19 protein-coding genes, 2 rRNA genes and 1 other annotated feature (1 of these 22 running past the window's edge) are annotated in these 19,260 nt (G+C 51.9%); all 21 genes read left to right on the forward strand.

Going from position 1 to position 19,260, the window contains the following annotated elements:
• Positions 1 to 2,578: ribosomal RNA gene (locus KB235_RS02160) — 23S ribosomal RNA — on the forward strand; it begins 335 nt to the left of the window's first position.
• 54 nt (positions 2,579 to 2,632) lie between these two features.
• Positions 2,633 to 2,748 (forward strand): 5S ribosomal RNA (gene rrf, locus KB235_RS02165).
• Between the two features lie 136 nt (positions 2,749 to 2,884).
• Positions 2,885 to 3,352, forward strand: a complete 468-nt coding sequence (locus KB235_RS02170) for a CtsR family transcriptional regulator (protein WP_034806331.1) — start codon at positions 2,885 to 2,887, stop codon at positions 3,350 to 3,352.
• Positions 3,353 to 3,367: 15 nt separating this feature from the next.
• A complete protein-coding gene (locus KB235_RS02175) occupies positions 3,368 to 3,802 on the forward strand; it encodes a UvrB/UvrC motif-containing protein (protein WP_034806332.1) in 435 nt (144 codons plus the stop codon).
• A complete protein-coding gene (locus KB235_RS02180) occupies positions 3,802 to 4,845 on the forward strand; it encodes a protein arginine kinase (RefSeq protein ID WP_211780260.1) in 1,044 nt (347 codons plus the stop codon). The genes KB235_RS02175 and KB235_RS02180 overlap by 1 nt, the downstream gene beginning before the upstream one ends.
• A 25-nt stretch (positions 4,846 to 4,870) precedes the next feature.
• Positions 4,871 to 7,306 carry an ATP-dependent Clp protease ATP-binding subunit gene (locus tag KB235_RS02185; protein ID WP_211780261.1) on the forward strand — a complete coding sequence of 812 codons (2,436 nt, stop codon included), beginning with the start codon at positions 4,871 to 4,873 and terminating at the stop codon, positions 7,304 to 7,306.
• 54 nt (positions 7,307 to 7,360) lie between these two features.
• On the forward strand, positions 7,361 to 8,737 hold the full coding sequence (radA, locus tag KB235_RS02190; protein ID WP_211780262.1) for a DNA repair protein RadA: 1,377 nt from the start codon (positions 7,361 to 7,363) through the stop codon (positions 8,735 to 8,737).
• A gap of 114 nt (positions 8,738 to 8,851) precedes the next feature.
• Positions 8,852 to 9,916 (forward strand): PIN/TRAM domain-containing protein, encoded by a 1,065-nt coding sequence (locus KB235_RS02195; RefSeq protein WP_034806342.1) that lies wholly within the window; start codon positions 8,852 to 8,854, stop codon positions 9,914 to 9,916.
• Positions 9,917 to 9,974: 58 nt separating this feature from the next.
• Positions 9,975 to 10,652: a 2-C-methyl-D-erythritol 4-phosphate cytidylyltransferase gene (gene ispD / locus KB235_RS02200; RefSeq protein WP_034817110.1), complete on the forward strand. Its 678-nt coding sequence runs from the start codon at positions 9,975 to 9,977 to the stop codon at positions 10,650 to 10,652.
• A complete protein-coding gene (ispF, locus tag KB235_RS02205; protein ID WP_034817112.1) occupies positions 10,649 to 11,122 on the forward strand; it encodes a 2-C-methyl-D-erythritol 2,4-cyclodiphosphate synthase in 474 nt (157 codons plus the stop codon). Before ispD ends, ispF begins: the two co-directional genes overlap by 4 nt.
• Before the next feature lie 48 nt (positions 11,123 to 11,170).
• Positions 11,171 to 12,625 (forward strand): glutamate--tRNA ligase, encoded by a 1,455-nt coding sequence (gltX, locus tag KB235_RS02210; RefSeq protein ID WP_211780263.1) that lies wholly within the window; start codon positions 11,171 to 11,173, stop codon positions 12,623 to 12,625.
• Positions 12,622 to 12,825 (forward strand) — a binding site (T-box leader). (Overlaps the previous gene by 4 nt.)
• A 49-nt stretch (positions 12,826 to 12,874) precedes the next feature.
• Positions 12,875 to 13,564: a serine O-acetyltransferase gene (cysE, locus tag KB235_RS02215; protein WP_034817116.1), complete on the forward strand. Its 690-nt coding sequence runs from the start codon at positions 12,875 to 12,877 to the stop codon at positions 13,562 to 13,564.
• Positions 13,533 to 14,930 (forward strand): cysteine--tRNA ligase, encoded by a 1,398-nt coding sequence (cysS, locus tag KB235_RS02220; protein ID WP_211780264.1) that lies wholly within the window; start codon positions 13,533 to 13,535, stop codon positions 14,928 to 14,930. Before cysE ends, cysS begins: the two co-directional genes overlap by 32 nt.
• Positions 14,927 to 15,334 carry a Mini-ribonuclease 3 gene (locus KB235_RS02225; RefSeq protein WP_034806359.1) on the forward strand — a complete coding sequence of 136 codons (408 nt, stop codon included), beginning with the start codon at positions 14,927 to 14,929 and terminating at the stop codon, positions 15,332 to 15,334. Before cysS ends, KB235_RS02225 begins: the two co-directional genes overlap by 4 nt.
• Before the next feature lie 103 nt (positions 15,335 to 15,437).
• Complete coding sequence (rlmB, locus tag KB235_RS02230; RefSeq protein ID WP_034806379.1) at positions 15,438 to 16,187, forward strand: 23S rRNA (guanosine(2251)-2'-O)-methyltransferase RlmB; 750 nt, start codon at positions 15,438 to 15,440, stop codon at positions 16,185 to 16,187.
• The gene (locus KB235_RS02235) at positions 16,184 to 16,711 is read left to right on the forward strand and encodes an NYN domain-containing protein (RefSeq protein ID WP_211780265.1); all 528 of its coding nucleotides are present in this window, start codon (positions 16,184 to 16,186) and stop codon (positions 16,709 to 16,711) included. The genes rlmB and KB235_RS02235 overlap by 4 nt, the downstream gene beginning before the upstream one ends.
• Positions 16,712 to 16,933: 222 nt before the next feature.
• Positions 16,934 to 17,575 (forward strand): RNA polymerase sporulation sigma factor SigH, encoded by a 642-nt coding sequence (gene sigH / locus KB235_RS02240; protein ID WP_034806365.1) that lies wholly within the window; start codon positions 16,934 to 16,936, stop codon positions 17,573 to 17,575.
• A 129-nt stretch (positions 17,576 to 17,704) separates the two neighbouring features.
• Entirely contained in the window at positions 17,705 to 17,851 is a 147-nt protein-coding gene (gene rpmG, locus KB235_RS02245; protein ID WP_081825824.1) for a 50S ribosomal protein L33, read from the forward strand.
• 34 nt (positions 17,852 to 17,885) lie between these two features.
• Positions 17,886 to 18,056, forward strand: a complete 171-nt coding sequence (gene secE / locus KB235_RS02250; RefSeq protein ID WP_012727692.1) for a preprotein translocase subunit SecE — start codon at positions 17,886 to 17,888, stop codon at positions 18,054 to 18,056.
• Between the two features lie 17 nt (positions 18,057 to 18,073).
• Complete coding sequence (gene nusG / locus KB235_RS02255) at positions 18,074 to 18,625, forward strand: transcription termination/antitermination protein NusG (RefSeq protein WP_024372172.1); 552 nt, start codon at positions 18,074 to 18,076, stop codon at positions 18,623 to 18,625.
• Positions 18,626 to 18,772: 147 nt separating this feature from the next.
• On the forward strand, positions 18,773 to 19,198 hold the full coding sequence (gene rplK, locus KB235_RS02260) for a 50S ribosomal protein L11 (RefSeq protein WP_021066593.1): 426 nt from the start codon (positions 18,773 to 18,775) through the stop codon (positions 19,196 to 19,198).
• Positions 19,199 to 19,260 lie beyond the last annotated feature (62 nt).

A 19,260-nucleotide genomic window follows, 5' to 3' on the forward strand; every position in this document is an offset into this window, starting at 1 on the left:
AGGTGAACGACCTGGAAAGGTCGGCCAGAGAAGGTGACGGCCCTGTAGCCGAAATCTTATCCCCTCCAGAGTGGATCCTGAGTACGGCGGGACACGTGAAACCCCGTCGGAATCCGGGAGGACCATCTCCCAAGGCTAAATACTTCCTAGTGACCGATAGTGAACCAGTACCGTGAGGGAAAGGTGAAAAGCACCCCGGAAGGGGAGTGAAACAGATCCTGAAACCGTATGCCTACAAGTAGTCAGAGCCCGTTAACGGGTGATGGCGTGCCTTTTGTAGAATGAACCGGCGAGTTACGATGGCGGGCGAGGTTAAGCCGAAAAGGCGGAGCCGCAGCGAAAGCGAGTCTGAACAGGGCGCATCAGTCCGTCGTCGTAGACCCGAAACCAGGTGATCTACCCATGTCCAGGATGAAGGTCAGGTAACACTGACTGGAGGTCCGAACCCACGCACGTTGAAAAGTGCGGGGATGAGGTGTGGGTAGCGGTGAAATGCCAATCGAACCTGGAGATAGCTGGTTCTCTCCGAAATAGCTTTAGGGCTAGCCTCGAGGTGAAGAGTTCTGGAGGTAGAGCACTGATTGGACTAGGGGCCCCCACAGGGTTACCGAATTCAGTCAAACTCCGAATGCCAGTGACTTGTACTCGGGAGTCAGACTGCGAGTGATAAGATCCGTAGTCGAGAGGGAAACAGCCCAGACCATCAGCTAAGGTCCCCAAGTGTATGTTAAGTGGAAAAGGATGTGGCGTTGCACAGACAACTAGGATGTTGGCTTAGAAGCAGCCACCATTCAAAGAGTGCGTAATAGCTCACTAGTCGAGTGACGCCGCGCCGAAAATGTAACGGGGCTAAACATACCACCGAAGCTATGGATCCCGTAAGGGATGGTAGGAGAGCGTTCCAAGCAGCAGTGAAGCGGTATCGTGAGGAGCCGTGGAGCGCTTGGAAGTGAGAATGCCGGTGTGAGTAGCGAAAAGAGGGGTGAGAATCCCCTCCGTCGAAAGCCCAAGGTTTCCTGAGGAAGGCTCGTCCGCTCAGGGTTAGTCTGGACCTAAGCCGAGGCCGAAAGGCGTAGGCGATGGACAACAGGTTGATATTCCTGTACCGCCGTACCACCGTTCGAACGATGGGGGGACGCAGAAGGATAAGGTAACCGTGCGACTGGAAGTGCACGGACAAGCAGCGAGGCCGTCGGGTTGGCAAATCCGCCCGGCACACAAGGTCGAGCTGTGACGTGGAGCCCGTAGGGCGAAGTACCGGATTTCACGCTGCCAAGAAAAGCCTCTAGTGAGGAGGTCGGCGCCAGTACCGTAAACCGACACAGGTAGGCGAGATGAGAATTCTAAGACGCGCGGGATAACTCTCGTTAAGGAACTCGGCAAAATGGTCCCGTAACTTCGGGAGAAGGGACGCTTATGGCAACATAAGCCGCAGTGAATAGGCCCAAACGACTGTTTAGCAAAAACACAGGTCTCTGCTAAATCGCAAGATGAAGTATAGGGGCTGACGCCTGCCCGGTGCTGGAAGGTTAAGGGGATGTGTCATCGCAAGAGAAGCACTGAACCGAAGCCCCAGTAAACGGCGGCCGTAACTATAACGGTCCTAAGGTAGCGAAATTCCTTGTCGGGTAAGTTCCGACCCGCACGAAAGGCGTAACGATTTGGGCACTGTCTCAACGAGAGACCCGGTGAAATCATAGTACCTGTGAAGATGCAGGTTACCCGCGACAGGACGGAAAGACCCCATGGAGCTTTACTACAGCCTGATATTGAGGCTTTGTACGCGATGTACAGGATAGGTGGGAGTTTGTGAAGCCGGAGCGCCAGCTTCGGTGGAGACACCCTTGGGATACCACCCTTTGCGTATAGAGTCTCTAACTCGCAGCCGTGATCCGGCTGGAGGACCGTGTCAGGTGGGTAGTTTGACTGGGGCGGTCGCCTCCTAAACAGTAACGGAGGCGCCCAAAGGTTCCCTCAGAATGGTTGGAAATCATTCGAAGAGTGCAAAGGCAGAAGGGAGCTTGACTGCGAGACCTACAAGTCGAGCAGGGACGAAAGTCGGGCTTAGTGATCCGGTGGTTCCGCATGGAAGGGCCATCGCTCAACGGATAAAAGCTACCCTGGGGATAACAGGCTGATCTCCCCCAAGAGTCCACATCGACGGGGAGGTTTGGCACCTCGATGTCGGCTCATCGCATCCTGGGGCTGGAGTAGGTCCCAAGGGTTGGGCTGTTCGCCCATTAAAGCGGTACGCGAGCTGGGTTCAGAACGTCGTGAGACAGTTCGGTCCCTATCCGTCGTGGGCGCAGGAAATTTGAGGAGAGCTGTCCTTAGTACGAGAGGACCGGGATGGACGCACCGCTGGTGTACCAGTTGTTCCGCCAGGAGCATCGCTGGGTAGCTACGTGCGGACGGGATAAGTGCTGAAAGCATCTAAGCATGAAGCCCCCTCCGAGATGAGATTTCCCTTTGAGCAATCAAGAAAGACCCCTCAGAGACGATGAGGTAGATAGGTCATGGGTGGAAGCGTGGTGACACGTGGAGCTGAATGATACTAATCGGTCGAGGCTTTGATCTAGTCTATGGTTTGTATTGATGAACTTCAGTTTTCAGGGAACAAGCCTTGAAATTGTCTGGTGGCGATAGCGAAGCGGCCACACCCGTTCCCATGCCGAACACGGAAGTTAAGCGCTTCAGCGCCGAAAGTAGTTGGGGGTCTCCCCCTGTGAGGATAGGACGTTGCCAGGCAACATGAGACGATCAAGCATCTGCTTGGTCGTCTTTTTTGTGCGACGATGCGCTGCATCGTCGCTTTTCGTTTGCCTTTTTTTGAATCAATGATAAAATATAGTCAAAAGTCAAAGATGGTCAGAGGGTGGTGGAGATGAGAAACATATCTGATGTAATCGAACAGTATTTGAAGCAAGTACTCAAAGAAAGTCAGGCCAATGCAATTGAAATTAAACGACAAGATATTGCGAAACGTTTCGAGTGTGTCCCGTCTCAAATCAACTATGTCATCAACACACGATTTACCGTCGAAAAAGGCTATCTTGTTGAAAGCAAACGAGGGGGAGGCGGATATATTCGCATTCGCCGCGTCATCTTACATGAGAAGCAAGATTTATTAGCTAGTCTCATCGACTTCTTGCATGATCAACCTAATTTGAATGAACAAGTCGTCGAAAACATATTAATTCGTCTATTTGAAGAAGGATTGTTAAGTGAACGGGAAGTTCGACTTCTTTTTCACGTATTGTCTGATGAATCACTCGGTCTCCACGCAACCGATCGTCACTTGATTCGCCGACAACAATTATTAGCGCTTATGAAATTGTTAAGTTATCGCTGACGGAGGCGGGATAACATGCTATGCGAACGATGTAAACGGCGACCTGCCGTCAATGAAATGGTCATTAATGAGAACGGGGTATCTGTCACACGTAAACTGTGTCGGAATTGCGCGTTTGAAGTCATGACAGGTTACGTCCCGGTCGTGAAGCGGTGTCCGACGTGTCAAATGACGCAACATGCGTTACAACAAACGAGAAAAGCCGGCTGTACAATGTGTTACACCGTGTTTCGAGATGATTTATTAAAAATAACGCGTCAATATCAACAAGGGCATGATCATCACGTCGGTTCAATTCCGAACTTGTTACGTACGCCTGACGAACGAATTGAAGAACGACTCGTCAAGCTGGCAGGGGAGTTGGAGCAAGCTGTCGAACAAGAAGATTATGAACGTGCAGCCCGTATCAAAAAAGAAATGATTCAATTGAAAGGACAAGGTGAGGCGTGATGGAGACATTCCTCGAACAACCGCTCGGTCCGAAAATGCGTGAACGAGCGAAACTTGACGACCTTGTCATCTCAACGCGAATCCGACTGGCTCGCAATTTGAAGGACACGGTCTTCTCCCCAATACTTTCAGAAGAAGGACAACGATATTTATGTGAACGTGTCGAATCTTCTCTTGGTGGTTTGCAAGGATTTAAGTATATTCATATGGGTTCCTATGATTACGTGACCCGCCAAGCGCTTGTCGAGAAGCATCTAATCAGTCCAACCATTGCTACAAAAGATGAAAGTGCCGTCTTTTTAAGTGAAGATGAGACGATTAGTGTGTTAATCAACGAGGAAGATCATTTACGAATTCAAACGTTACTTCCAGGGTTTCAGGTGGCAGAGGCGTTCGAACTCGCTAAACGCGTCGATGCTTTGTGTGAAGAATCACTTCCTTACGCCTTCGATGAAACATTAGGGTACTTGACGACGTGCCCGAGCAACATCGGGACAGGTCTTCGCGCCTCGGTCATGCTTCACTTACCAGGCTTGGTATTGACAGGTCGAATTACTCCTATACTAAAAGAACTTCGCAAACTAGGTTACACAATTCGTGGCCGGTACGGGGAAGGTAGTGACGCAGCGGGACGTTTATTCCAGTTGTCGAATCAACGTACACTTGGGAGCCATGAATCCCAACTCTTATCGGACTTTATGGAAATAACGGAACAACTCATTCAGGCCGAACGCCAAGCACGTGAGGATTTGCTCAAAAACAAGGAAGACGAGTTAGAAGATCAGTTTTATCGCTCTTATGGGGTGTTGCGTTATGCGAAGTTACTGTCTTCGACAGAAGCAATTGAGCGTCTGTCTGACTTACATTTAGCGAGCGATCTTGGCCTATTGTCAGATTGGAGCCCGCCACAGTTTCATGAACTGATTGTAAGGTTGCAATCAGGTTTCCTACAAAAACATTTCGGGAAAACATTATCTACGAAAGAACGAGATCGGGAACGAGCGACGCTCGTTCGTCGCATGCTAGATCACGGTTTAGTTTGATTTAACTCTCAAGGAGGTTTTGTCCATGATGTTTGGTCGATTCACAGAACGAGCTCAGCGCGTATTAGCTTTGGCACAAGAAGAAGCGGTACGGCTTGGCCATCACAATATTGGTACGGAACACATTTTACTCGGATTGATTCGAGAAGGGGAAGGCATCGCTGCAAAAGCGCTCTTCGCCCTCGGCATGACGTCTGAAAAGATTCAACAAGAAGTGGAAGCGCTCATTGGACGTGGTTCAGAGAACGGGTCAACGATTCATTACACGCCGCGTGCGAAAAAAGTGATTGAACTTTCGATGGACGAGGCCCGTAAACTCGGTCACTCATACGTTGGGACAGAGCACATCTTGCTCGGCTTGATTCGAGAAGGCGAGGGTGTGGCGGCGCGCGTCATGAACAACCTCGGCATCAGTTTGACAAAAGCACGTCAACAAGTGCTTCAATTGCTCGGTAACACAGAATCGTCAGCTAACGCCTCACAACCTGGAACGAGCGCTGCGACACCGACACTCGACGGATTAGCTCGCGACTTGACGCAGCAAGCTCGTGAGTCACGTCTTGATCCGGTGATCGGGCGCGCTGGTGAGATTCAACGGGTCATCGAAGTCTTATCACGCCGGACGAAAAACAACCCGGTTCTCATCGGTGAGCCAGGTGTCGGGAAGACGGCTGTCGTCGAAGGATTAGCTCAACAAATCATCAATAATGAAGTGCCAGAGACGCTTCGTAACAAACGAGTGATGGTCCTTGATATGGGAACACTCGTCGCGGGTACAAAATATCGCGGTGAATTTGAAGACCGCTTGAAAAAAGTCATGGACGAGATTCGTCAAGCCGGGAACGTCATCCTCTTCATTGACGAATTGCATACGTTAATCGGCGCTGGTGGGGCGGAAGGGGCAATCGATGCCTCGAACATCTTGAAACCATCACTCGCCCGTGGTGAGCTTCAATGTATCGGTGCGACGACGTTAGATGAGTATCGGAAGTATATCGAAAAAGATGCCGCGCTCGAGCGTCGCTTCCAACCGATTCAAGTGAATGAACCGACGACCGAAGAAGCAGAGCAAATCCTACTCGGTTTGCGCGATCGCTATGAAGCGCATCACCGCGTGACCATCACGGATGAAGCGGTCCATGAAGCTGTTGTCCTTTCAGACCGCTATATTTCAGACCGTTTCCTTCCAGATAAAGCGATTGACCTCGTCGATGAGGCCGCGTCAAAAGTCCGCCTCCGTTCGTTCACGGCGCCACCGAACTTAAAAGAACTCGAAGCGCGCCTTGAAACGATTCGGAAAGAAAAAGATTCGGCCGTTCAGAGCCAAGAGTTCGAGAAAGCAGCCTCGCTTCGAGATACGGAACAAAAAGTTCGAGAAGAACTCGAACAGTTGAAGTCCGAATGGCAGAACAAACAAGGCAATGAGAAACTTGAAGTGACGAAAGAAGATATCGCCCAAGTCGTCGCCAACTGGACCGGCGTTCCGGTCACAAAAATCGCAGAGGAAGAGACAGATCGTCTCTTAAAACTCGAGTCGATTTTGCATAACCGTGTCATCGGTCAAGATGAAGCCGTCAAATCGATTTCGCGGGCAATCCGCCGGGCCCGTGCCGGGTTGAAAGACCCGAAACGTCCAATCGGATCGTTCGTCTTCCTTGGGCCGACCGGTGTCGGTAAGACCGAACTTGCCCGTGCCGTTGCCGAAGCGCTCTTCGGCGATGAGGACGCGATTATCCGCATCGACATGTCCGAGTACATGGAGAAACATGCGACGAGCCGACTCGTCGGTTCGCCTCCAGGGTATGTTGGGTATGAAGAAGGTGGACAATTGACAGAAAAAGTTCGCCGGAAGCCATACTCGGTCATCTTGCTTGATGAGATTGAGAAAGCGCACCCGGAAGTGTTCAACATCTTGCTCCAAGTGCTCGACGACGGCCGCTTGACAGACTCGAAAGGCCGCACGGTCGACTTCCGCAACACCGTCATCATCATGACATCAAACGTCGGGGCCGCCGCGCTCAAACGGAACAAATATGTCGGATTCACGGTTGAAGACGATGTGAAACGTGAATATACAGAGATGAAGGACAAAGTCATGGAAGAGCTCAAAAAAGCGTTCCGTCCTGAGTTCTTGAACCGAATCGATGAGATCACGGTATTCCACTCGCTTCAAAAAGAGCATATCCAACAAATCGTCAAGCTCATGGCCGAGACACTCACGAAACGTCTTGGCGAACAAGGCATCGACTTCACGTTGACGGAGTCGGCGCTTGAGAAGATCGCTGAAGTTGGATACGACCCAGAGTACGGGGCTCGACCGCTCCGCCGGGCGCTCCAACGCGAGGTGGAGGACCGACTCTCAGAAGCGATGCTCAGTGGAGACATCACCAAAGGTAGTAAAGTCGCGCTCGACGTGCAGGACGGAGAGTTTATCGTCCGAAGCGAAGGCGTCGTTCAATAATGCGAAGCTCCCTCTCTCGTGTGAGGGGGCTTTTTTAAACAGAAAGGATTCGGTATGGCTAAATTAAAAACGAAATACGTATGTCAATCGTGTGGCTATGAGTCCGCCAAATGGATGGGACGTTGCCCGGGATGTAATGAATGGAACACGCTCGTCGAAGAGTTCGTCGAAGAGAAGAAAGCGAAGCGCGGGGCCGCGTTCGTTCACAGTTCCTCACGCCAGTTGAAACCGGAACGTCTCGCGGACGTCGTCTCGCAGGAAGAGACGCGAGTCCATACGAACAGTCAAGAGTTTGACCGCGTCCTCGGTGGGGGGATTGTCCCTGGATCGCTCGTCCTTGTCGGGGGTGACCCGGGTATCGGCAAGTCGACGATTTTACTTCAAGTCAGTGCGCATCTTGCCCATAGCGGACGGAAAGTACTCTACATTTCAGGTGAGGAATCGCTCAAGCAGACGAAGCTTCGTGCGGAGCGACTCGGCCTGCCGACACAGGATTTATATGTGCTCGCCGAGACCGATATGTTGATGATTGAACGGGTCATCGATGAAGAGAAGCCGGGATTTGTCATCATCGATTCGATTCAAACGGTATATATGGATGAGATTCAATCGGCGCCGGGCAGTGTCGCTCAAGTGCGGGAATGTACCGCAGCGCTTATGAAAATCGCCAAAACGCGAGGCGTGGCCGTCTTTATCGTCGGACACGTCACGAAGCAAGGTTCGATCGCCGGACCACGCTTGCTCGAGCATATGGTCGATGCGGTGTTGTATTTCGAGGGCGAGCGCCATCATACGTTCCGGATTTTACGGGCGGTCAAGAACCGTTTCGGCTCGACGAATGAGATTGGCATCTTTGAGATGAAAGAGAGCGGGCTCGAGGAAGTGCTCAACCCGTCCGAGATTTTCTTAGAAGAACGGACGGCCGGTGTATCCGGCTCGACGGTCGTCGCTTCAATGGAAGGGACGCGAACGGTGCTCGTCGAGCTTCAAGCGCTCATTTCGCCGACGTCATTCGGGAATCCGAGACGCATGGCGACGGGAATCGACCAAAACCGCGTCGCGCTGCTCATGGCCGTGCTCGAGAAACGTTCCGGTCTCTTGCTCCAGACGCAAGATGCGTATTTGAAGGCGGCTGGTGGCGTGAAGCTTGACGAGCCGGCCATCGATTTGGCAATCTGTGTCTCCATCGCCTCAAGTTTCCGCGACCGTCCGACACGCCCGACCGACGTCTGTATCGGGGAAGTCGGATTGACCGGTGAAGTACGCCGGGTGTCACGAATCGAACAACGCGTCGCCGAGGCGGCTAAGCTCGGCTTCACGCGTGCGCTCATTCCGAAAAACAACCTTGGCGGCTGGACGGCACCAGCCGGAATCGACGTCGTCGGGGTCAGTACTGTCGATGAGGCGCTACAACTCACCATTCCGTTCTGACGGGCGCCTCCGACAGGTTTTTAACGCTTTGTAACGAACGCTTTCAAACGAACCGTGTTACAATAAAAGTGCTGTTTTCATGAAATTTAAATTCAAACGAAGGAGGTGGAATGAGTGAAGATTGCAGTGCGAATCGGATTTATTTTAATCGGTCTCGTCGTCGGATGGTTCGGGATTATCGAGTTGATGATTTTACTAAGTGACCTCGGTGTGAACGTGCCGGCATGGTTGACGATTCCATACGTAGCTAGTTTGATTGGTGGACTTATCTTCTTCATTCTCAGTTTATTCTTGACCGACATGGTCGTTAAATTCATCCGTTTTGTCGAAGAACGGCTCGTCCGATTGCCGGTCGGGGATATTTTGTTCGGCTCGATTGGATTGATTATCGGGTTGTTAATCGCCTTTTTGATTAGCGTCTCGCTCGAAGTGACGAACATTTTCTTGCTCAGTAAAATCGTCCCGATTTTCGTGACCGCTTTGTTCGGATACTTCGGATTTGCCGTCGGGTACCGAAAGCGCAACGAGTGGATCAAACTGTTCGTGAAAAGTGAACGCGAAAAGCAGCCGGCTGAGCCGGTACGCCGTTCGAACGATAAGATTTTGGATACGAGTGTCATCATCGACGGTCGTATCGCCGACATCGCGAAGACAGGCTTTATTGAAGGAACGCTCATCGTTCCCCAGTTCGTCATCGGCGAACTCCAATATATCGCGGACTCTTCAGATACGTTGAAACGGAATCGCGGTCGACGCGGACTCGATATCTTAAAAGAGCTTCAAGACAACGACCGCATCGAAGTCGAGATTTATGATGGAGACTTTGAAGATGTAGCGGAAGTCGATATCAAGCTGATTAAACTCGCTGAAGTGAAGAACGGGATCGTCGTGACGAACGACTACAACTTGAACAAAGTATGTGAAGTTCGAAACGTCCCGGTGTTAAACATTAACGATTTAGCTAACTCGGTGAAACAGATTGTCATTCCAGGTGAAGAGATGGTCGTTACGGTCATCAAAGAAGGAAAAGAACAAAATCAAGGAGTCGCCTACCTCGAAGACGGGACGATGGTCGTTGTCGAAGGGGGACGTAAGCTCATTTCGAAGACGTTACCGGTCGTCGTGACGAGTGTGCTCCAGACCTCGGCAGGTCGAATGATTTTTGCTCGTCCTGAATAACTGTGAAAAAGAGACGCGCTTCGCGCTCTCTTTTTTCACGAAGTGAGGGGAATTAGTGATGCGATATGCAGTCGTCATCCCAGCGGCCGGTCAAGGCAAGCGTATGGGGGCGAACGAGAATAAATTGATGTTACAGCTCCAAGGAAAGCCGATTATCGTGTGGACGGTCGAGGCGTTCGCCCGTGACACATGGTGTGACGCCATCATCTTGGCGATTCGTCCGGAGGAAGAGCCGTGGTTTCGCTCGATGCTTAACCATATTCCGACCCCCATCACGTATGTGACCGGCGGGAAAGAACGGCAAGAAAGTGTCCGTGCCGGCCTGCATGCCGTGACGCGAGACGGTGTCGTCTTGATTCATGACGGAGCGCGTCCGTTCATTCGAGTCGAACAATTGCGGCAAGTGGCTCAAGCAGGACAAACGGGCGGTGCGATTTTAGCTGTTCCCGTGAAAGACACGGTGAAGCAAGTGGATGCTGGACAAATTACCCGCACGGTTCCGCGTGAGACGCTTTGGCTCGCCCAGACCCCGCAGGCGTTTCCGATTGAGCGGATTCGGCGCATTCACGACGAAGCGGCGGCGCAAACGTTTACGGGTACCGACGATGCGAGTCTGTTCGAATGGGCAGGTCATGAGGTCGCGGTCATCCCGGGTGACTATCACAACATAAAAATCACGACACCCGAAGATTTATTGTTCGGGGAAGCGATTTTGACGAAGGAGGATTATCGATGAGAATAGGACAAGGATTTGATGTGCATGCATTTGCGGAAGGTCGCCCGCTCATTTTAGGGGGAATCGAGATTCCGCACGACCGTGGTCTACTCGGTCATTCCGATGCGGACGTGTTGCTCCACACGATTGCCGATGCGGCCCTCGGTGCGATCGCAGCGGGAGATATCGGCAAGCATTTTCCGGACACGGACCCAGCTTTTAAAGATGCCGATTCGAAAGTGTTGCTTCAACACGTCTGGCAACTCGTGAAAGCAGAAGGGTACGTCCTTGGAAACGTCGATGCGACGGTCATGGCACAGCGGCCAAAACTTCGTCCATATATCGATGACATGCGAGCGGTCATTGCTGAGTTGCTTGAGGCTGACATCAGCCAAGTGAACGTAAAGGCGACGACGACGGAACAGCTCGGCTTCACGGGACGAGAAGAAGGAATTGCTGCCCAGGCGGTCATCCTGCTCAACCGTGCTTGACAAAAGTGGTATACTATTTGGGCAGAAGAGAAGAAAGGTGGAAATAGTATGAGTGAAGTGCGTGTACGCTATGCGCCAAGTCCGACGGGTCACCTTCATATCGGGAACGCCCGGACCGCGCTATTCAATTATTTATATGCTCGCCACGCCGGCGGGAAGATGATCCTCCGAATCGAGGATACCGATCAAAAACGGAACGTTGAGAACGGTGTCGAAAGTCAGATGAAGTATCTTGAATGGCTTGGAATCGATTGGGACGAAGGTCCAGGCCGCGGTGGTGACTACGGCCCTTACTTCCAAATGGAGCGACTCGACCTCTACAACAAACATGTGAACGAGTTGATGGAGAAAGGACTCGCCTATAAGTGCTATATGACGTCGGAAGAACTCGAGGCAGAGCGCGAAGCACAAATCGCGCGCGGCGAAGCGCCGCGTTATTCGGGTGCCCATCGCAACTTGAGCGCTGAGGAGCGGGCCGCATTCGAAGCGGAAGGTCGCAAGCCGTCGATTCGCATCCGTGTGCCTGAGGGCGTCACGTACAAATGGCATGATGTCGTCAAAGGTGACGTCTCGTTTGAAGCGAAAGACTTCGGTGATTGGGTCATCGTCAAACAAGACGGGATTCCGACGTACAACTTTGCGGTCGTCATCGATGACTACTTGATGAAGATCAGTCACGTGTTACGGGGCGACGACCACATCGCCAACACACCGAAACAGATGATGGTCTATGACGCGCTCGGATGGGAGTACCCGACGTTCGGGCATATGACGCTCATTTTCAATGAGAACCATAAGAAACTCTCGAAGCGTGATGAGTCAATCATTCAGTTCATCGAGCAATATGCCGATCTCGGATACATCCCGGAAGCGCTCTTCAACTTCATCTCGCTTCTCGGCTGGTCGCCGGTCGGTGAAGAAGAGATCTTCACGAAACAACAGTTCATCGACATGTTCGACGCGGGTCGACTCTCGAAGAGCCCGGCCGTGTTTGATCAACAGAAGCTCGCGTGGATCAACAGTGTCTACATGAAACAGGCTTCGCTTGACGAAGTGGTGGCACTCAGTTTACCATTCTTACAAGAAGCGGGCCGTTTACCAGAAGCGCTCTCGATGGAAGAAGCGGATTGGGCGACAGCGCTCATCGCGCTCTATAAAGAACAGATGACGCACGGCGCTGAGATCGTCGCGTTGACGGACTTGTTCTTTAAAGACGAAGTCGAGTATGACGAAGAGGCGAACGCGGTGCTTGCCGGTGAGGCGGTACCGAGCGTCTTGGCTGAATTCAAGGCGCAACTCGAACAGATCGAAGATTTCACACCGGAAGCGATTAAAGCCGCGACGAAAGCGACACAAAAAGCGACCGGTCAAAAAGGAAAGAACTTGTTCATGCCGATCCGTGTCGCGACGACAGGGCAGACGCACGGACCAGAGCTTCCAAATGCAATCGCATTGATTGGAAAAGAGCGTGTCTTGGCACGTCTCTCAACTTTATTAGCTTAAAGGCAATGATGAGGAAAGTAAGCGGATTGACACTTAACAGAGACTAGAACCATGGCTGGAAGTTCTAGAAGCGTCCCCCGTCGAAGTGCACCTCGGAGCCGTTCCGGCGATACGTAGTCGGGACCGCGACTCGGCGTTAACGAGACTTGAGAGGGGAAGTTTCCCAAACAGAGTGGAACCGCGCTTACGGCGTCTCTGTGCCTTGGCACAGGGGCGTCTTTGTTTTTGATATGGAAAAGGAGAACAATTATGGGATTTTGGAAAAGTGTACGGGCCGATATTCAAAACGTGCTCGAGCTTGACCCGGCCGCGCGGTCGAAAGCGGAGGTCGTTTTAACGTATCCGGGACTGCATGCGCTCTGGGCGCACCGTATCGCACACGGCCTATGGAAACGGAACGTGAAGCTCGTCGCGAAATTGATTGCGCAGACGAGCCGTTGGTTGACTGGGGTAGAAATTCACCCGGGCGCCGTCATCGGCGAACGTCTGTTTATCGACCATGGTTTTGGCATCGTCATTGGCGAGACGGCCATCATCGGTAACGATGTCACGATTTATCAAGGCGTGACGCTCGGCGGAACGGGAAAAGAGAAAGGAAAGCGTCACCCGACGATCGGGAATGACGTGTTGATTTCGGCAGGTGCGAAAGTGCTCGGCAATATCACGATTGGCGATTGCGTCAAAATCGGAGCGAGTTCCGTCGTCTTAAAAGACGTGCCGTCGGACTCGACGGTCGTCGGAATTCCGGGTCGTGTCGTCATCCGAAACGGTGAGCGGGTCAAACAACACGACCTCGATCATCGCTTCCCGGACCCAGACCGAGAATGCCAAGAGCGACTCGAGAACGCGGTCGAACAATTAGAGAAAAAGTTAGCTTCTTTAGAGAAACGGATGGAGGAGAAGACACATGATTCAGTTTTACAACAGCCTCACGAATAAAAAGGAACCGTTCGTCCCAATCGTACCAGGGAAAGTGTCGATGTACGTGTGCGGGCCGACCGTCTATAACTATATCCACGTCGGGAACGCCCGACCAGCGATCGCATTCGACACGGTCCGTCGCTATTTGACGTATCGCGGCTATGATGTGAAGTACGTTTTGAACTTCACGGACGTCGACGATAAAATCATCCGGGCCGCGAACGAGCTCGGTGAAGACGTCTCGACGCTGACGAACCGCTACATCGAAGCGTATTTGGCCGATACGGGGGCGCTCAACGTCCAACCGGCCGATGTGCATCCGCGCGTCACTGACACGATGGAAGACATCATCGAGTTTATCCGGAACTTAGAGACGGAAGGGTATGCGTACGCGTCCGAAGGTGACGTCTATTTCCGCACCCGTAAATTTGACGAGTACGGCAAGCTCAGTCAGCAGTCGATTGAAGACTTGCGGGCCGGCTCGCGCGTCGACGTCGGCGAGAAGAAAGAAGATCCGCTCGACTTCGTCTTATGGAAAGCGGCGAAATCGGGAGAACCGGCTTGGGAGAGTCCATGGGGACAAGGGCGTCCGGGCTGGCACATCGAGTGCTCGGCGATGGCGAAAAAGCATCTCGGCAAGACGATTGATATCCATGCGGGCGGTCACGATTTGAAGTTCCCGCACCATGAGAACGAAATCGCCCAGTCCGAGGCGTGCAACCATACGAAGTTCGCCAACTATTGGCTCCACAACGGCTTCATCAATATCGAGAACGAGAAGATGTCCAAATCGCTCGGGAATTTCTTGCTCGTCCATGAGGCGCTCAAAGAAGTCGATGCGATGGTGCTCCGCTTCTTCATGCTGTCGGTCCACTATCGTCATCCGATCAACTACAGCCGCGAATTGATTGAGCAAGCAGCGAACGGCTGGGACCGCATCAAAGAGGCGTACCATAACGTCGAGCACCGGTTGTCAGTCACGGTCGGCTTAGAAGAGCCGAGTGAGGCGATGGAGCGTAAGCTTGCTGGCATCAAGTCGACATTTATTGAGGCGATGGATGATGACATCAATACGGCCAACGCCGTCACCGTGCTGTTCGACTTGGCGAGAGAAGCGAACATCTATGCGAAAGCGAACCACGTATCGAAAGAGACGCTTGAGCACGTCATCGACTTGTTCGACGAGTTGACCGGTGTCCTTGGTTTGACGTTGTCAGAAGAGAAGGAACTGTTAGATGCCGAGATTGATCAATTGATTCAAGAGCGCGACGCGGCCCGTGCCGAACGAAACTTCGCGCGTGCCGACGAGATTCGTGACCTACTGAAACAACAACAGATTCAACTTGAAGATACGGCGCAAGGCGTCCGGTGGAAGCGTCTATGAGTGTGAACCCGGCCCAACTGAACGCACTCGCGCTCGCATATATGGGCGACGTCGTCTATGAGATGGCGGTGCGGAAACGATTGCTCGAGCGGGGCTTGACGCGACCGAACGATTTACACCGTGGGGCCATCCGTTACGTCAATGCATCGTCGCAAGCAGGCGTCGTCACCCACTGGCTCGAGACGAACGTGCTCTCGGAAGAAGAACAGGCGGTCGTGCGGCGTGGGCGAAACGCCAAGTCCGGTTCGATTCCGAAGCGGACGGACGTCCATACGTATCGTTACTCGACCGCGTTCGAGGCACTGATTGGTTACATCTACCTTACAGAAAGAAGGGATCGTCTTGAAGAACTCATCGAACAAGCGTTCATTTGGCTCGAAACCGAGCAACCCGAAACGACATGAAGGAGGCAAGTCGCGCGATAAACGTTCATTCGATCGTCCACGTAGTGACGACCGCCCGAAACGACAAAAGTTAGAACGACCGGATTATCAAGAAGTCGACGTGATGGAAGAAGGGATCGACTTCCTATACGGGCGTAACCCGGTCATGGAAGCGCTCCGGAGCGGGCGCGACATGAACAAAGTCTTCATCATGGAAGGCCAACAAAAAGGGCCACTCGCCCAAATCATTGCGATGGCGAACGAAGCGTCGGTACAAGTGTCATTCGTCCCGAAAACGAAACTCGAGAAAATGGCCGGCAGTGAACACCACCAAGGTGTCGTCGCGGCCGTCGCGGCATACGAGTATAAGTCGATTGAAGACATGTTCGCGCTAGCCGAGTCGAAAGGGGAGACACCGCTCTTCATCTTGCTCGATGAGCTTGAAGACCCGCACAACCTTGGCTCGATTTTACGGACGGCGGACGCTGTCGGCGCCCACGGGATTATCATCCCGAAACGTCGTTCGGTCGGGTTGACGCAAACGGTCGCGAAAGCATCAACGGGCGCAATCGAGTACATCCCGGTCGCGCGCGTCACGAATTTGACGCGAACGCTCGAAGAGTTGAAAGAGAAAGGGTTGTGGGTCGTCGGCACGGATGCGAGCGAGAGCCAAGACTATCGCCGCCTCGATGGCAACATGCCGCTCGTCGTCGTCATCGGTAGTGAAGGCAAGGGGATGAGCCGACTCGTACGGGAGACGTGTGACTTCCTCGTCCATATGCCGATGGTTGGTCATGTGACGTCGCTCAACGCCTCGGTCGCAGCTGCGCTTCTCTTGTATGAAGTGCATCGCACCCGCCATCCGCTGTCATGAGTGTGAAAAAGCGGGAACTTCTACTCGTTGACGGCTATAACATTATCGGAGCGTGGCCACATCTTCGGAAGTTACGCGAAATCGACTTCGACAAAGCGAGAAACGACCTCATTGAAGCGATGGCCGAGTATCAAGCCGTCACCGGTCGGGAAGTGACAATCGTCTTCGACGCCCATATGCGCTATGGTCGCGAGTCGAAAGCGACACAGAGCCGGGTCACGGTCGTTTATACGAAAGAGAACGAGACGGCAGATGAATGGATTGAGCGTCGGGCGCATGAACTCGTCGATAACCGTCTCGTCACCCTGTTCGTGGCGACGAACGACTTCACGGAGCAATGGGTCATCTTCGGTCAAGGGGCGCTCCGCGTTCCGGCGACCGAACTGTTGAAGGACTGGAAGCACGCCCAGCTGTTAATCGAACAAGAGCGATCGGCGCTCAAACAAGACCGGTCGAACCGAAAAACGATCGACCTCTCGCCGGAAGTGCGAGCCCGATTGGAAGAAATGCGTCGTCGCAAATGAGGCGGTGACGCACGTCACGGACGAGTTCATGAAATGGACTCGTCTTTGTTTTTAGTTTGACATTTTTTTGAAAGGAAATGTTGTATACTAATAGATGTATGCGTTACACGAATTGTAATTGACGGAATTTTTAGAATTTTGTTTGACGGTCGTTTTACCTGCTGTCTATAATGAGGTCACAAACTTACATAGTTCATCATCAATTGCCGGGGGGTATGAAACATGAACGGATGGCCATATGAACAGTTTGAAAACATGTCGGACGAAGAGCTCGTCTTGCTCGCGCGCAACGAAGGGGATAGCGATGCGTTAGAATTTCTGATTGAGCGCTATCGTTATTTCGTGCGAGCGAAAGCACGGTCGTACTTCTTGATTGGAGCCGATCACGAGGACATCGTCCAAGAAGGGATGATCGGGCTTTATAAAGGGGTTCGGGATTACCGCGACGAGCGGCTCGCCTCATTCAAAAGCTTTGCCGAGATGTGTATCACGCGTCAAATGATTACGGCGATTAAGACGGCCACGCGCCAAAAACACATCCCGCTCAACTCGTACGTGTCACTCGATAAGCCGATCTTTGACGATGAGTCAGACCGCACGTTGCTTGACGTCATCTTGCCCCCGCACCCGACCGACCCACAAGAACTGCTTGTCACGCGGGAAGACCAGTTGTTCATGGAAGAAAAGATGGATGAGCTGCTTAGCGACTTGGAACGAAAAGTGCTTCGGCTTTATTTGGATGGCCGCTCGTACCAAGAGATCTCGGACGACCTCGATCGTCACGTCAAATCGATTGATAACGCCTTGCAGCGTGTGAAGAAGAAGTTTGAACGTCACGTCGATGTGAAGACTTTGACGAGTTAACCGATATTGACCCCACGCCTCCTATGTGATACTTTTAAGGCAGCGCCTTGTCCGTAGACGCCATTTTACAGGAGGCGTTTTTTTTTCGCTCTTTTTTAGTAGGAGAGCCGTCGAAAGGGGCGCTTATGAATGGCAAAGAAAGTAAGTCTCGCCTGTGCAACTTGCGGATCACGCGTTTACTCGACGACGAAACGTGATGACGTGGCGACACGCCTTGAACTGAACAAGTTCTGCCGTCGTTGCAATGCGCATACGGTGCACCGAGAATCAAAGTAACGTCAATTGGCATTCAATGTAGGAGGAAGCTACCATGAACTTTTTGCGTGATGTATGGAAAGAGCTAAAGAAAACGAGTTGGCCGACTCGTAAAGAGCTCACGAAATATACCATCACAGTCATCGCGACCGTCGTCGTGATTGGCTTGTTCGTGTTTGGCGTGGATACTGGTGTCAGCTATCTCGTCAACTTATTGATTAACTAAGGAAAGAGGTGAAAGCCGTGGAGAAACAATGGTTTGTTGTCCAGACGTATTCTGGCTTTGAGAACAACGTCAAAGAAAACCTAGAGCGTCGAATCGGTTCGATGAACATGGAAGATAAAATTTTCCGCGTCCTCGTTCCGACTGAAACAACGCAAGAAGAAGTCACGCTTAAAAGTGGCGAGAAGAAGATTAAAGAACGTGAAGTGAAAAACTTCCCGGGCTACGTGTTCGTCGAGATGATCATGACGGACGATTCATGGTACGTCGTTCGGAACACACCGAACGTGACAGGCTTCCTCGGTTCGACGGGTGGCGGCGCCAAGCCGATCCCGCTTCAACCGGACGAAGTGACGAACGTGCTTTCACAGATGGGCCTCATCGAGAAGAAAGACCGTTACAACTACGAGCTCGGCGATCTCGTCCGTGTCAAAGAAGGCGCGTTCGAGAACTTTGAAGGGACGATTGATGAAATCGAAGCTGACAAAGAGAAGCTCAAAGTCGTCGTCGACATGTTCGGCCGCGAAACGAAAATCGAGCTTGATTTCGAACAAGTTCAGAAAATTAACTAAACCCACTTGCCATCTTCGGAAACGGATGGTACAATCGGAAATGTTTGATGTTGTGCTTTATTTCGGTACAAACTCGACCTAATAGATTGAGTGGGAGGGCGCACAACGTCCAAGAAACCACATTTTAGACTTAAGGAGGTGTGTCTCGTGGCGAAAAAAGTTACTAAACTCGTTAAACTTCAAATCCCAGCTGGTAAAGCTAACCCAGCACCACCAGTAGGACCAGCACTTGGTCAAGCAGGTGTTAACATCATGGGGTTCTGTAAAGAGTTCAACGCTCGTACACAAGACCAAGCCGGATTGATTATTCCTGTAGTCATTACGGTATACGAAGATCGTTCGTTTACATTCATTACGAAAACTCCACCAGCTGCAGTTCTTTTGAAGAAAGCTGCTGGTATCGAGAGCGGTTCTGGTGAACCGAACCGTAAGAAAGTAGCAACGGTTAAGCGTGATAAAGTTCGCGAAATCGCTGAACTTAAAATGCCTGACCTTAACGCGTCGTCTGTAGAAACAGCGATGCTTATGGTTGAAGGTACTGCGCGCAGTATGGGTATTGTAATCGAAGACTAATTGATTAGTCTCTGGGATTGACGGTGAATATTGTACTCACCCTCAATCCCTTCATTATGTGG

The organism is Exiguobacterium alkaliphilum (assembly GCF_018138125.1).
In the GTDB taxonomy this organism is placed as follows: Bacteria; Bacillota; Bacilli; order Exiguobacteriales; family Exiguobacteriaceae; genus Exiguobacterium; species Exiguobacterium alkaliphilum.

What these genes read in the sequence shown, in the direction of transcription:
- KB235_RS02225 (WP_034806359.1), top strand. Translation starts at nt 14,927, where the DNA reads ATGAGTGTGAACCCGGCCCAACTGAACGCACTCGCGCTCGCATATATG.
- gltX (WP_211780263.1), top strand. Translation starts at nt 11,171, where the DNA reads ATGAGTGAAGTGCGTGTACGCTATGCGCCAAGTCCGACGGGTCACCTT.
- ispF (WP_034817112.1), top strand. Translation starts at nt 10,649, where the DNA reads ATGAGAATAGGACAAGGATTTGATGTGCATGCATTTGCGGAAGGTCGC.
- cysE (WP_034817116.1), top strand. Translation starts at nt 12,875, where the DNA reads ATGGGATTTTGGAAAAGTGTACGGGCCGATATTCAAAACGTGCTCGAG.
- secE (WP_012727692.1), top strand. Translation starts at nt 17,886, where the DNA reads ATGAACTTTTTGCGTGATGTATGGAAAGAGCTAAAGAAAACGAGTTGG.
- rpmG (WP_081825824.1), top strand. Translation starts at nt 17,705, where the DNA reads ATGGCAAAGAAAGTAAGTCTCGCCTGTGCAACTTGCGGATCACGCGTT.
- KB235_RS02235 (WP_211780265.1), top strand. Translation starts at nt 16,184, where the DNA reads ATGAGTGTGAAAAAGCGGGAACTTCTACTCGTTGACGGCTATAACATT.
- KB235_RS02185 (WP_211780261.1), top strand. Translation starts at nt 4,871, where the DNA reads ATGATGTTTGGTCGATTCACAGAACGAGCTCAGCGCGTATTAGCTTTG.
- KB235_RS02180 (WP_211780260.1), top strand. Translation starts at nt 3,802, where the DNA reads ATGGAGACATTCCTCGAACAACCGCTCGGTCCGAAAATGCGTGAACGA.
- radA (WP_211780262.1), top strand. Translation starts at nt 7,361, where the DNA reads ATGGCTAAATTAAAAACGAAATACGTATGTCAATCGTGTGGCTATGAG.
- rlmB (WP_034806379.1), top strand. Translation starts at nt 15,438, where the DNA reads ATGGAAGAAGGGATCGACTTCCTATACGGGCGTAACCCGGTCATGGAA.
- cysS (WP_211780264.1), top strand. Translation starts at nt 13,533, where the DNA reads ATGATTCAGTTTTACAACAGCCTCACGAATAAAAAGGAACCGTTCGTC.
- ispD (WP_034817110.1), top strand. Translation starts at nt 9,975, where the DNA reads ATGCGATATGCAGTCGTCATCCCAGCGGCCGGTCAAGGCAAGCGTATG.
- KB235_RS02175 (WP_034806332.1), top strand. Translation starts at nt 3,368, where the DNA reads ATGCTATGCGAACGATGTAAACGGCGACCTGCCGTCAATGAAATGGTC.
- sigH (WP_034806365.1), top strand. Translation starts at nt 16,934, where the DNA reads ATGAACGGATGGCCATATGAACAGTTTGAAAACATGTCGGACGAAGAG.
- KB235_RS02170 (WP_034806331.1), top strand. Translation starts at nt 2,885, where the DNA reads ATGAGAAACATATCTGATGTAATCGAACAGTATTTGAAGCAAGTACTC.